The sequence below is a fragment of the Micromonospora sp. WMMA2032 genome, from assembly GCF_002688545.1.
In the GTDB taxonomy this organism is placed as follows: domain Bacteria; phylum Actinomycetota; class Actinomycetes; order Mycobacteriales; family Micromonosporaceae; genus Micromonospora; species Micromonospora sediminicola.
This window is the reverse complement of record NZ_CP024052.1, coordinates 4,808,369-4,819,671: the sequence shown is the minus strand read 5'-3', so window position 1 is coordinate 4,819,671 and position 11,303 is coordinate 4,808,369. Positions and strand designations below refer to the sequence as shown.

The window sequence follows — 11,303 nt, the reverse complement described above, 5'->3', positions numbered from 1 at the left end:
GGGGATGACGACGGCACAGCGGCCGACCCTGGAGGCGGTGGCCCGGCGGGCCGGCGTGTCCCGGGCCACGGTCTCCCGGGTGGTGAACGGCTCCACCACCGTGGCCGAGTCGATCCAGCAGGCGGTGCGCCGGGCGGTCGAGGAACTCGGGTACGTCCCGAACCTCGCCGCCCGCAGCCTGGTCACCCAGCGCACCGACTCGATCGCACTGGTGATGCCCGAGGCGGCCACCCGGGTCTTCTCCGACGACCAGGTCTTCCCGGGCATCATCCGGGGGGCGGCGCAGGAGCTGGAGGCGGCGGACAAGCAGCTCGTGCTGATGCTCGCCGGTTCGCCGGCCGGGCACGAACGGGTCGAGCGGTACACCACCGGGCGGCACGTCGACGGCGTGCTCTTCGCCTCGCTGCACGGTGAGGATCCGTTGCCCGGCCGGCTGGCCCGGCTCGGCATCCCGGTCGTGTGCAGCGGACGGCCGCTCGACGGCGCCGACGTGCCGTACGTGGACGTGGACCACGAGGGCGGCGTCACCCGCGCGGTGGAGCACCTCATCGCGACCGGCCGGCGGCGGATCGCCACCATCGCCGGACCGCAGGACATGGTCGCCGGCATCGAGCGCCTGATCGGCTACCGGAACGCGGTCACCGCGGCCGGGCTGCCGGAACTGGTCGCGTTCGGCGACTTCACCCGGGAGTCCGGTACCGCCGCGATGCGTGAGCTGCTCGCCGCCGACCCGGAGCTGGACGCGGTGTTCGCCGCCTCCGACCTGATGGCGCACGCCGCCCTGCGGACGCTGCGGGAGGCCGGCCGGCGGGTGCCCGAGGACGTGGCGGTGATCGGGTTCGACGACATCGAGACCGCCGCGTACACCGAGCCACCGCTGACCACGGTGCGGCAGCCGATAGTGGAACTGGGGCGGTCGATGACCCGGCAACTGCTGCGGATCGCGGCGGGCGAGGACGTCGAGCAGGCGCTGGTGCTGCCCACGGAGCTGGTCCTGCGCGATTCCGCGTAAGGAGGGGCCCCCTGTTAACGCCTCCGGTATAGGAGGGGACCCCGCTTAACAAACCGGTCGCGACGCCGCCGAGGCGTGGCTAGGGTCGCCCGGATGACTGACGTCGAGATCCGTCGTGCCCGTGCCGAGGACGCGTCCGCCGTGGTGGCGTTGCGCGCGATCGTCTTTCCCTACCTGGTCCGGGGCGTCGCGTCGACCCGCCGGATGATCGCCGAGCCGCCGCCCGGCGAGGACTGGGCGGCCTGGGTCGCCGACGCGGACGGGCAGGTGGTCGGCTGGGCGTCGGCGTACCGCAACATCCAGACCTCGACGCCGGGCGTGGGTGAGATCTCCACCCTGCACGTCCATCCCGACCACCGCGGCCGGGGCGTCGGCACCGCGCTGTTCGACGCCGCGCTCGCTCACCTGCGGACCCTCGGGTCGACCCGGGTCCTCGCCAACGCACGCGCCGAGTCGCTGCCGTTCGCCCAGCGGCACGGCTTCACCGCCAGTCGGGAGATGCGCTACTCGGCGCTCGACCTGGACCCGGCCCCGCCGATGCCCGAGCCGCCGCCCGGCGTACGGCTGCTGCCGGCCGCCGGGCTCGACCCGCGCCGGGTCCACCGCATCGACGCCGAGTCGGCCCGCGACGAGCCGGGCGACGTGCCGACCGACGCGCTCGACTACGACCTCTGGCTGCACGAGTGCTGGGAGAACCTGGGGCTGGACCGGGAATCCAGCACGGTCGCCGAGGTGGACGGCGAGCTGGTGGCGTTGAGCCTGGTGAAGCGCGACGGGGACCGGATGTGGTCGGACTTCACCGGCACGCTGCCCGCGTACCGGGGGCGGGGGTTGGCCCGGCTGACCAAGCAGGCCGCGCTGCACGTCGCCGCGGCGCGTGGGGTGCGGACGGCGTACACCTCCAACGACGAGGCGAACGCGCCGATGCTGGCGATCAACGCGCGGCTCGGCTACCGGCCGGTGGACAGCCAGTGGTCGTGCCGGCGCACGCTCAGCTGAGCCCGGCGGCGACCCGCACCGCAGTCGCGTACGTGTCCGCGCCGAACAGCACCAGCCGGGCCTCGACGACGTGCGCCGGGGTGGCCGCGTGCAGCACGGTCAACGCCTGGGTCACCGCGTCCTCGACCGGCCAGCCGTAGATCCCGGCCGAGATCAGCGGAAACGCGACCCGGGCCGCGCCCAGCTCGTCGGCGGTCCGCAGGCTGTTGGCGTAGCAGTCCCGCAGCAGCGCCGACCGGTCCTCGTGCGGCGAGAAGACCGGCCCGACCGTGTGCACCACCCAGCGCGCCGGCAGCTCGCCGGCCGTGGTGGCGACCGCCTGGCCGGTGGGCAACCCCCGGCCGTAGCGGGAGGCGCGCAGTGCCCGGCACTCGGCCAGGATCGCCGGCCCGCCGCGCCGGTGGATCGCGCCGTCCACTCCCCCGCCGCCCAGCAGGGAGGAGTTGGCGGCGTTGACGATCGCGTCGACCCGCTGCGCGGTGATGTCTCCCTCGATCAGCACGGTGTCCATCTCAGTGCTCCTCGACGTGTTGCCCGAGCGACCGGCGGGCCAGCAGCGCGGCCCCGGCGACGGCGGCCGGCATGACCAGCACCGCGCCGAGCGGGATCAGGAAGCACAGGAAGACCGCCACCCCGAAGCCGAGCGCGGTCGGCCGGTCGGCCCGCAGCCGCGTCCGCCGGTCCGGCAGCCGCATCCCGCGCCGCTGGAACGGCGCGCCGACCAGCTCCAGGGCCAGGAACCAGCCACCGACCAGAGCACCGACCACCGGAACCACCGTCTGGCCCACCAGCGGGATGAAGCCGGCCGCGAACAGGGGTACGCCGATCAGCGCGGACAGCGCCACCAGGCGCAGCGAGTCGGCGACGCTGCGCCGCATCGAGGACCAGAACGGCACGTCCACCGCGCCGGGGGTGCCGCCGAGCCGGTCCTCGACCCGCTCGGAGATGGCCTCGTAGAACGGGTCACCGATGACGAGCGTGACGGCGGTGAACGTGAGCACTCCGACCAGCCCGGCCACGCCGACGACGGCCAGACCGGCGGCGACCCGGAGCAGCCCGCGCCAGGTCGACGACCAGTCGTCGGCGAACGGGGTGAACCAGGCGGCCAGGTCGTCCACGAAGTACAGCAGCGCGGCGAACAGGGCCAGGTAGAGCGCGCCGGAGATCAGCGCCGGCACCACGCCGAGCAGCATCAGTTTCGGGCTGCGGACGTACATGCCGAAGCCGCGCAGCAGCAGGCCGGCGCCGCCGAGGAAGCGGGTGGCCGCGCCGGTGACGGGCGCGACGGTACGGGAGGCGTTCACGACGGCACAGCCTAGTGCGCCGCCGCACGCCGCCCGGGTGTTAGGAAGGGCCCCCTCCAATCCGTATGCGTTAAGAGGGGGCCCTTCCTTACACAATGGGGGGTGCGTGCGTCGCGGCTGATCTCGTTGGTGCTGCTGCTCCAGTCAAGGGAGACGATGACGGCCGCCGAGCTGGCCCGCGAGCTGGAGGTGTCCGAGCGCACCGTCTACCGCGACGTGCTGGCGCTCTCCGCCGCCGGTGTCCCGGTCTACGCCGACCGGGGCCGGGCCGGCGGCTACCGGCTGCTCGGCGGCTACCGGACCCGGCTGACCGGGCTGAGCCGGGACGAGGCCGAGGCGCTGTTTCTCGCCGGCCTGCCCGGGCCGGCCGGGGACATGGGCCTCGCCGACGCGGTGGCGGCCGCCGAGCTGAAGGTGCTGGCCGCGCTGCCGCCGAGCCTGCGCGACGCGCCCGCGCGGACCGGGCAGCGGTTCCACCTGGACGTGCCGGGCTGGTTCCGGGAGACCGCGCCGCCGCCCCGGCTGGCCGAGCTGGCCCGGGCCGTGTGGCGGGACCGGACGGTCGAGCTGCGCTACCGGCGCGGGGACCGGGAGGTGACCCGCGCGCTCGCGCCGTACGGGCTGGTGCTGAAGAACGGGGTCTGGTATCTGGTCGGACGGGTCGGCGACGGCTGGCGGACGTACCGGGTGGACCGGGTGGTCGACGTCGAGGTGGGCGCGGAGGGCTTCGACCGGGACGAGAGCTTCGACCTCGGGGCGTACTGGCGGGAGCAGGCCGGCGCGTTCCTGCGCGAACTGCTGCGGGAGCGGGTCACGGTGCGGCTCGGCCCGGCCGGCCTGCGAGTGCTGCGCCACCTGGTGGACGCGCCGTTCGTCTACGAGGAGGCGGTCGCCGCGGCCGGCCGGCCCGACGAGCGGGGCCGGCTGGTGCTCCGGCTGCCCGTCGAGTCGGCCGATGTGGCGTACGCCCAACTGCTGGCGCTCGGCCCCGAGGTCGAGGTGCTCGCGCCGCCGCAGCTGCGGGCCCGGTTCGCCGAGGCGGCCCGCCGCGCGGCGGCGCTCTACGCGGACGAGCCCGGTCAGCGGTAGCCGGCGTCGTCGGCCGGCCGACCCGGCTTGACCACCTCCTCGTGGTAGCGGGCCCAGTGCGGGCGGGTGCCGTCGAGGTCGGTGAAGCCGTACACCTGGGCCAGACCACCGCTGTCCAGCGACTGGCCGTTCCAGCGGGCCCGGTCCGGGTCGGCGGCGAGCGCGGCGACCGCCCGCCCGACGAACGCCGGCGTCTCGGACATGACGAAGTGCGGCTCGGTCTTCGCGCCGTCGCGCCAGGTCGCCTCGGTGACGCCGAAGTGCTCCAGCATCGCCTCGGAGCGCAGCCAGCCGGGCGTCAGCGCGACGGCGGTGCAGCCGTACGGGGCCAGCTCGTGCCCCTGGCTGAAGCCGAGCCGGTTCACCGAGACCTTGGCCAGGTCGTAGAAGACCGACAGGCGGTACTCGCCGTCGTTGTACTCCTTGGTGCCGTCGCCGATCTCGACGACCAGCCCGCCCGGGTTGCGGATCAGCAGCGGCAGTGCGAAGTGACTGGTGATGATGTGGGTGTCGACGGCCAGCCGCAACGTGCGGAAGCCGGCGTCGAGGGGCTGCTCCCAGACCGGCTTCTCCCAGGTGATCAGCGGGTCGGCACCCCAGATGTCGTTGACCAGCACGTCGAGGCGGCCCTGTTCGGCGTCGATCCGCTCGACCAGGGCGCGTACCTGCGCGGGGTCGAGGTGGTCGACCGCGACCGCGATGCCGGTGCCGCCGGCGGCGGTGACCAGCTCGGCGGTCTCCTCGATGGTCTCCGGCCGGTCCATCTCCGAGCGGCGGTCCCGGGTGGTGCGGCCGGTGGCGTAGACGGTGGCCCCGGCGGCGCCGAGCTGGACGGCGATCTGCCGGCCGGCGCCCCGGGTCGCGCCGGCGACGAGCGCCACCTTTCCGGTCAGTGGTGAGTTCATGCGACCACCGTGTCACCGATACCTGACAGCCGAAGTCCGGTTTTCCCGATCGCGCCGTATCGGCGATCATGACGGCATGCACCTGCTGCTCTCCGGGATCGTCGGCTCGGTCGCGTACGGGCTGGCCGGGCCGGGCTCGGACACCGACCGGATCGGCGTCTTCGCCGCGCCCACGGTCGCGTTCCACGGCCTGCACCCGCCCCGGGAGTCGGTGGTGACCACCGACCCGGACGTCACGCTGCACGAGGCGCGCAAGTACGCGCTGCTGGCGTTGAGCGGCAACCCGACCGCCACCGAGCTGATGTGGCTGCCGGACGACTGCTACGAGACCCGCACCGACCTCGGCGAGCGGCTGATCGCCATCCGCTCGGCGTTCCTCAGCGCCTCCCGGGTCCGGGACGCCTACCTCGGCTACGCCTCGCAGCAGTTCCGCAAGCTCACCACCGCCCCGCCGGACGTCGGCGGCCGGCGGCGCTCGGCGAAGCACGCCCGCCACCTGGCCCGGCTGCTGCACCAGGGCCGGGTGCTCTACGCGACCGGGGTGCTGGAGATCCGGCTCGCCGACCCGGGCTGGTTCCGGGCGTTCGGCGAGCGGGTGGCCGGCGGCGCGCTGGGCGAGGCACAGGCCCTGGTGGCCGACGCCGAGGCCGAGTTCGCCCGGGTGCGTTCGCCGCTGCCGGAACGACCGGACGAGGAAACGGCGGAACGCTGGCTGCTCGACGTCCGGGCGGCGCACCTGCCCGGCTGAGTCAGTCCGCGAGCCGGACCCGGACCCGGCGGTTGGCCCGTCCCTTGCTCTCCACCTTGACCACCTGGACCTTGCCGATCTGGGCGGTGGAGGCGACGTGGGTGCCGCCATCGGCCTGCACGTCCAGCCCGACGATGTCGACGATCCGCACCTCCTGCTCGTCCGGCGGGATCAGGTTGGACTGGGTGCGGATGATGTCCGGCAGGGCCAGCGCGTCGGCGCGGGGCAGGACCCGGACGGCGACCGAGCGGTCGGCGGCCACCTCGGCGTTGACCAGTTCCTCGATGCGGGTCTTGAAGTCGGGCGGCACCTCGGGGAGGTTGAAGTCCATTCTCGCCTCCCCAACATCCATATTTCCGCCGGTGACCAACGCGCCGAAGTCCCGGAACACCACGCCGCAGAGCACGTGCAGCCCGGAGTGGGTGCGCATCAGCATGGTCCGCCGGGCGTCCTCCACCGCGCCGGTCACCTCGGTGCCAACCGGCGGCAACGGGTCTCCTTCGGCCGGAACCAGCCACAGGTCGTCACCCTTGCGGGTGCCCACGATCCGGGTCTGCACGCCCTGCCAGAGCAGCACCCCGTGGTCCGGCGGCTGCCCGCCGCCGCCCGGGTAGAACGCGGACCGGTCCAGCACGACGCCCTGCTCGGGGTCGGCCGCCAGCACCCGGCACGTCCACTCGCGCAGCGTGGGGTCGGCGAGGTCGAGGCGGTGCGTACGGCCGTGATGAGTGACGCCCATGGCAGGCGACGTTACCCGTTGAGGAACGTCGAGATGCGCTCCCGCAGGTCGGCGCGTTCGGTCCAGGCGAAGCCGGGCCGGTCGTACACGTGCAGGGTGGCGTGGGGCAGCGCGGCGGCCAACTGCTCGGCGACGGCGGCCGGGTGCAGGTCGTCGCCCTGGCAGCCGATGACCAGGGCCGGGGCGGTGACCGCGGCGAGCGCGCCGGAATCGGTCAGCGGGGACTGCTCGGGCAGGCCGGCCAGCCCGGGCGCCAGCCCGTCGCGCAGCAGTTGGTCGAGCCGCTGCCGCAGGTAGGCCCAACCGGCCGGGGTGTTGCGCACCGACGGCGGCAGTTCCAGCGACACCACGTCGGCCAGCGCCGAGGCGTCGCCGTCGGCAACCGCGTCGAGCAGGCCGGTGAGTCGGGCGCGGGCCGCCTCGCCGCGCGGGGTGTCCAGCACGGCGGGCAGGAAGAAGACGAGCTTCTCGAAGCGTTCCGGGCTCTCGGCGAGCAACCGGCAGAGCGCGCCGGCGCCGAGGCTGGCGCCGAACGCGCGGGTGGCCCCGCCGAGGTCGGCGACGGCCCGCAGGTCACGGGCCAGGTCGAGGTAGGTCCACGTCCCGGGCGGTGAGTCCGAGCGGCCGTGGCCGCGGAACTGGAAGAAGATCCGCCGCCCGGTGACGCCACTGCCGAACGGTCGGGTGGTGGCGATGCCGTTGCCCAGCCCGTGCGCGAACACGGTCACCGGGTCGCCGGTGCCGGTGACCAGTCGTTCCAGGCTCACGCCGTGCGGGGTGGCGACCAGGTCCGTCTCCGGCTCGGGCAGGGCGGGCCGCCCGGTGCGCGGCCCACCCGGGCCGGGACCCCAGGTGCGGGGACCGCCGTCCGGCGGTGGGGGCCAGCGGAAACCTCTCACCAGGACCCTCGGCCGTCGTGCAGGTCCCGCAGGCCGGGCCGCACGTCGAGCCAGTAGATGAGACCGGCCGCGATGCCGATCAGTCCGAAGAGGCTGATCGGGCCGAAGCCGAGCAGGGTCAGCAGCAGGCAGACCGCCAGGATCGCGACCCAGCCGCCCTTGGGCAGGGTGCCGAGCGCGGCGAAGCCGTCGCCCCGCTGGGTGACCGCGTGCACCAGGGCCACACCCTGGATGACCAGGGCGAAGACGAGCAGGATCAGCTCGATCACGGAGCGGACTTCGAACGCGAAGATCGGCGCGGCGTAGGCCATGCCGGCAAGCTTATGCCGAGACCCCGGAAACGTCCGACAGGACGCTGTCCGGGGTCTCGGTGGGGCCAGGGGTCACTCGGCGGTCGGGCGGGTCCGCTTCGTGGCCTTCGGCAGCTTCGCCGACGGCGTGGCCGGCTTGGCGGCGGAGGCCTTGGTGGCGGTCGCCTTGGTGGCGCGGGTCCGCTTGACGGCGGCCGGCTGGGCGGCCACCGCCTCGGCCACCTCGGCCGGGCTGGGCACCTCGGTCTTCGGCGCGGCGTCCGCCGTGGTGGCGGGGGCCGGCGTGGTCTCGGTCGCCTCGATGTCGGCGTTCACCGTGTCGGCGGCCTCCAGCACACCGGCGCCGACGACGCGCTCACCCCGGGCGACCAGCTCGGCGTACGCGGCCAGGGCCCGCTCCTGCGCGGCGTACGCGCCGGCGACCACGGCGGCGGCGTTGCGGGTGGCGGCCTCGCGGAGCTTGTCCAGGTTGGCCGCCTCGCGGAGCTGGTCCAGGTCGGCGGAGCCGGCCCGTTCGCGCAGCCCGGTGGCGGTCAGGTTGGCGGTCTTGAGCGTGTCGGTCGCCTTCTGGCGCAGCTCGACGCCGGTCACGACGGCCTTGCCACCGAGGTCGGCGACGACCCGGGTGCCGAGGCCGCTGACCACGGTGGGCAGCTTGCGCAGCTGCTCGATGGCCAGCTCGCCGGCGCCGGCGGCGGCGTAGAGGGGGGCGGGGATGCGGTTGGTCTTCGGCTGGGTCATGACTGCTCCTCTTCGGCCGCGGCGGCGGCCTTCCGGGCCGCCCGGCGGGCGGTCGTGCGCTCGTTGGCGGCGGTGGTCGGGGCGGGCGCGGGGCCCGCTTCGGTGACGGCGACCGACTCGAGGACCGCCTCGGTCGGGGTGCCCTCCGGCGTGACGGGGCCGGTCGCGGCCGGCGCGACGGTGGCCGGGGCCTCCGGGGCGGCCGCCGGCTCGGCGGGTTCCGCCGCCCGGTCGGCGCCGGTCGCCTCGGCCAGGCGCGCGTTCTCGCGGCGGAACGTCTCGTAGATCTGGGTGAGCGACTGCTTCTGGGCCATGGTCAGCTCAGGGTCGACGGCGATCGCCGCGAGCACGCCCTGCCCCTCCTTGTCGTCCAGCAGCCCGGCCCGCAGGTACATGGCCGGCGTGGAGACCCGCAGCGCGCTGGCGAGCTGCTGGAGCACCTCGGCGCTCGGCTTGCGCAGCCCGCGCTCGATCTGGCTCAGGTAGGGATTGCTGACGCCGGCCTGCTCGGCGAGCTGACGCAGCGAGATCTTCGCGTTGCGTCGCAGGTCGCGAATGAACCCGCCGACATCGGGAAGGTCCTTGCTGGTGGCCATGACTCCACGCTAACCCGGCCTGCTAGCTGCTGCAAGCAAAACGCTAGCCAGAGTTAGCGAAGTCACCCGGGGGCTGTTGCGGTCCCGGTGTCCGGTCCGTACCGTTCCCTCGTGACCAAGATCGAAGTCAACGGCGCCGAGATCGCGTACGACGAGGCCGGCAGCGGCAGCGTCGTCGTCCTGGTGCACGCCGGCATCGCGGACCGGCGGATGTGGCGCGGCCAGGTGCCGGCGCTGGCCGCCCGGCACCGGGTGATCGCCCTGGACCTGCGCGGCTACGGCGAGTCGACGCTGCCGACCACCCCGTTCGCCCACCACGACGACCTGGTCGGCCTGCTGGACGCGCTGGGCGTCGAGCGCGCCGCGCTGGTCGGATGCTCGTTCGGCGGCCGGGTCGCGGTGGACACCGCGCTGGCCCACCCGGAGCGGGTGAGCGCGTTGGCCCTCTTCGGCGCCCCGGTATCCGGCAACGAGTGGTCCGAGGAGACCGAGCGGCTCTGGGAGGACCTGGTCGGCGACGTGGACCCGGAGGACTTCGCCGCCACCGCCGCTGGCGAGGTGCGGTTCTGGGTGGTCGGCCCGACCCGCGAGCCGGCCGACGTCGACCCCGAGCTGATCCGGTTCGCCGAGGAGATGGACCGTCGGGCGCTCGCCGCCGAGCAGGCGCTCAGCGCGATCGAGGTGGAGGAGCTGGACCCGCCGGCCGTCGACCGTCTGGGCGAGCTGCGCATGCCCGTGCTGACCGCGGCCGGGGCGGACGATCTGGCGGACATCCGCCGACTGGCCGACCGCATCGCCGACGAGGCCCCCCACGGCACGCGTCTCCCCGACGTCCCCGACGCCGCCCACCTGCTCCCCCTGGAGCGCCCCGCCCCCGTCAATGAGGCGCTGCTGTCCTTCCTTCCCTGACCCCCGGCGGGGTCACCAGAGGGGGCGGACGGCGCCGACCGGGAGGCCGCCGCCGAGCAGGGGGATCTCGGTGTACTCGGTCAGGATCGGCGCCTCGACGTCCAGGCGACGCAGCGCCGAGGTCAGGACCGGCATGCGGGGGCGGGACGCGCCATCGTCGATCTTCAGGGCGACCGCGCCGACGCCCGGGACCGCCGCCGCGATGACACCCTCCGCGCCCACCTTGGCCAGCAACCCGGGTACGCCGCGCATCAGCCGGGTGTCGTCCGCCTGGGTGCCGCCGACCAGCTCCGGGTACGCCCGCATCGCGTCCGCCACGGTCCGCTCCACCGTGCCCGGCTCGGCGGTGACCAGCCGCAGGAAGGCCCGCGCCAGCCCGGTCAGCGAGACGGCGAGCACCGGCGCGCCGCAGCCGTCCACCCCGACCGCCGCCGCCCGCTCCCCGGTGAACTCCTCCACGGTCGCGGTCAGGCGCCGCTGGAGCGGGTGCTCCGGCCGCCAGTAGCCGTCCAGCGGCCACCCGGCGGCCAGGCAGGTGAGCAGCATGCCGCTGTGCTTGCCGGAGCAGTTCATCGACACCCGCGCCGGCCCGCCGCCGGCACGCAGCACCGCCTCCCGGGCGGCCTCGCCGACCGGCAGTTCCGGCGGGCAGTGCAACGCCTCCTCGGTCAGGTCGGCGCGGCGCAGCAGGGCGGCGACCCGTTCGAGGTGGAACTCCTCCCCGGCGTGGCTCGCGGCGACCAGCGCCACGTCGGCCGGGTCGGTCAGCGGCAGCCCGGCCCGGAGCATGCCGACCGCCTGCATCGGCTTGTTCGACGACCGGGGAAAGATCGGCGAGGTGACGTCACCGGCGCCGGCGACCGGCGCGCCGGCGCCGTCGAGCACCACCACGGAGCCACGGTGGACGCCCTCCACGAAACCGGACCGGACCACCTCGGCGAGCGGCACGCCGCCCTCGTACGTCTTTCCCACGAGATGGACGGTACCGACGGGGCGGGCCCGTCCGACACGGGGGTGAGCTGCGACGTCAGCTTCGGGCGTACAAGGGCGG

General features: G+C 74.6%; 14 protein-coding genes. 5 read left to right on the top strand and 9 right to left on the bottom strand.

Going from position 1 to position 11,303, the window contains the following annotated elements; all coding sequences use genetic code 11:
• The first annotated feature begins 4 nt into the window (after positions 1-4).
• Positions 5-1,012, top strand: a complete 1,008-nt coding sequence (locus tag CO540_RS22345) for a LacI family DNA-binding transcriptional regulator (protein WP_099163528.1) — start codon at positions 5-7, stop codon at positions 1,010-1,012.
• Positions 1,013-1,105: 93 nt separating this feature from the next.
• Positions 1,106-2,011 carry a GNAT family N-acetyltransferase gene (locus CO540_RS22340; RefSeq protein ID WP_099163527.1) on the top strand — a complete coding sequence of 302 codons (906 nt, stop codon included), beginning with the start codon at positions 1,106-1,108 and terminating at the stop codon, positions 2,009-2,011.
• Here the strand turns inward: CO540_RS22340 and CO540_RS22335 are convergent.
• Both CO540_RS22335 and CO540_RS22330 read right to left on the bottom strand, forming a co-directional pair.
• On the bottom strand, positions 2,004-2,522 hold the full coding sequence (locus tag CO540_RS22335; protein WP_099163526.1) for an O-acetyl-ADP-ribose deacetylase: 519 nt from the start codon (positions 2,520-2,522) through the stop codon (positions 2,004-2,006). The two genes, CO540_RS22340 and CO540_RS22335, sit on opposite strands and share 8 nt — an antisense overlap.
• 1 nt (position 2,523) lies before the next feature.
• Complete coding sequence (locus CO540_RS22330) at positions 2,524-3,315, bottom strand: EI24 domain-containing protein (RefSeq protein WP_099163525.1); 792 nt, start codon at positions 3,313-3,315, stop codon at positions 2,524-2,526.
• Between the two features lie 102 nt (positions 3,316-3,417).
• On the opposite strand from CO540_RS22330, the gene CO540_RS22325 reads away from it, so the two are divergent.
• Positions 3,418-4,404 (top strand): YafY family protein, encoded by a 987-nt coding sequence (locus CO540_RS22325; RefSeq protein ID WP_099163524.1) that lies wholly within the window; start codon positions 3,418-3,420, stop codon positions 4,402-4,404.
• Here the strand turns inward: CO540_RS22325 and CO540_RS22320 are convergent.
• Positions 4,395-5,309 carry an SDR family oxidoreductase gene (locus CO540_RS22320; RefSeq protein WP_099163523.1) on the bottom strand — a complete coding sequence of 305 codons (915 nt, stop codon included), beginning with the start codon at positions 5,307-5,309 and terminating at the stop codon, positions 4,395-4,397. The two genes, CO540_RS22325 and CO540_RS22320, sit on opposite strands and share 10 nt — an antisense overlap.
• Between CO540_RS22320 and CO540_RS22315 the strand changes: the two genes are divergently transcribed.
• The gene (locus CO540_RS22315; protein WP_371682239.1) at positions 5,308-6,057 is read left to right on the top strand and encodes a DNA polymerase beta superfamily protein; all 750 of its coding nucleotides are present in this window, start codon (positions 5,308-5,310) and stop codon (positions 6,055-6,057) included. The two genes, CO540_RS22320 and CO540_RS22315, sit on opposite strands and share 2 nt — an antisense overlap.
• Position 6,058: 1 nt before the next feature.
• Here the strand turns inward: CO540_RS22315 and CO540_RS22310 are convergent, their stop codons facing one another.
• The 5 genes from CO540_RS22310 to CO540_RS22290 all read right to left on the bottom strand — a co-directional run bounded on the left by CO540_RS22310 (position 6,059) and on the right by CO540_RS22290 (position 9,343).
• Entirely contained in the window at positions 6,059-6,796 is a 738-nt protein-coding gene (locus CO540_RS22310) for an alanyl-tRNA editing protein (protein ID WP_099163521.1), read from the bottom strand.
• Positions 6,797-6,807: 11 nt separating this feature from the next.
• Complete coding sequence (locus CO540_RS22305; protein WP_099163520.1) at positions 6,808-7,695, bottom strand: alpha/beta fold hydrolase; 888 nt, start codon at positions 7,693-7,695, stop codon at positions 6,808-6,810.
• Positions 7,692-8,006 carry a DUF2516 family protein gene (locus CO540_RS22300; RefSeq protein ID WP_091569207.1) on the bottom strand — a complete coding sequence of 105 codons (315 nt, stop codon included), beginning with the start codon at positions 8,004-8,006 and terminating at the stop codon, positions 7,692-7,694. The genes CO540_RS22305 and CO540_RS22300 overlap by 4 nt, the downstream gene beginning before the upstream one ends.
• A 72-nt stretch (positions 8,007-8,078) precedes the next feature.
• Positions 8,079-8,747: a hypothetical protein gene (locus CO540_RS22295; protein WP_099163519.1), complete on the bottom strand. Its 669-nt coding sequence runs from the start codon at positions 8,745-8,747 to the stop codon at positions 8,079-8,081.
• Positions 8,744-9,343, bottom strand: a complete 600-nt coding sequence (locus CO540_RS22290) for a helix-turn-helix domain-containing protein (RefSeq protein ID WP_099163518.1) — start codon at positions 9,341-9,343, stop codon at positions 8,744-8,746. The genes CO540_RS22295 and CO540_RS22290 overlap by 4 nt, the downstream gene beginning before the upstream one ends.
• A 111-nt stretch (positions 9,344-9,454) precedes the next feature.
• On the opposite strand from CO540_RS22290, the gene CO540_RS22285 reads away from it, so the two are divergent.
• Positions 9,455-10,252, top strand: coding sequence for an alpha/beta fold hydrolase (locus CO540_RS22285; protein WP_099164895.1), 798 nt, complete (start codon positions 9,455-9,457; stop codon positions 10,250-10,252).
• 12 nt (positions 10,253-10,264) lie between these two features.
• On the opposite strand, the gene CO540_RS22280 is transcribed toward CO540_RS22285, so the two are convergent.
• Complete coding sequence (locus CO540_RS22280; RefSeq protein WP_099163517.1) at positions 10,265-11,224, bottom strand: asparaginase; 960 nt, start codon at positions 11,222-11,224, stop codon at positions 10,265-10,267.
• Positions 11,225-11,303 lie beyond the last annotated feature (79 nt).

Bases quoted from the DNA above. Each gene is read 5' to 3' on its own strand.
- CO540_RS22345 (WP_099163528.1), top strand. From the start codon at position 5: ATGACGACGGCACAGCGGCCGACCCTGGAGGCGGTGGCCCGGCGGGCC.
- CO540_RS22340 (WP_099163527.1), top strand. From the start codon at position 1,106: ATGACTGACGTCGAGATCCGTCGTGCCCGTGCCGAGGACGCGTCCGCC.
- CO540_RS22335 (WP_099163526.1), bottom strand. From the start codon at position 2,522: ATGGACACCGTGCTGATCGAGGGAGACATCACCGCGCAGCGGGTCGAC.
- CO540_RS22315 (WP_371682239.1), top strand. From the start codon at position 5,308: ATGCGACCACCGTGTCACCGATACCTGACAGCCGAAGTCCGGTTTTCC.
- CO540_RS22320 (WP_099163523.1), bottom strand. From the start codon at position 5,309: ATGAACTCACCACTGACCGGAAAGGTGGCGCTCGTCGCCGGCGCGACC.
- CO540_RS22310 (WP_099163521.1), bottom strand. From the start codon at position 6,796: ATGGGCGTCACTCATCACGGCCGTACGCACCGCCTCGACCTCGCCGAC.
- CO540_RS22300 (WP_091569207.1), bottom strand. From the start codon at position 8,006: ATGGCCTACGCCGCGCCGATCTTCGCGTTCGAAGTCCGCTCCGTGATC.
- CO540_RS22295 (WP_099163519.1), bottom strand. From the start codon at position 8,747: ATGACCCAGCCGAAGACCAACCGCATCCCCGCCCCCCTCTACGCCGCC.
- CO540_RS22290 (WP_099163518.1), bottom strand. From the start codon at position 9,343: ATGGCCACCAGCAAGGACCTTCCCGATGTCGGCGGGTTCATTCGCGAC.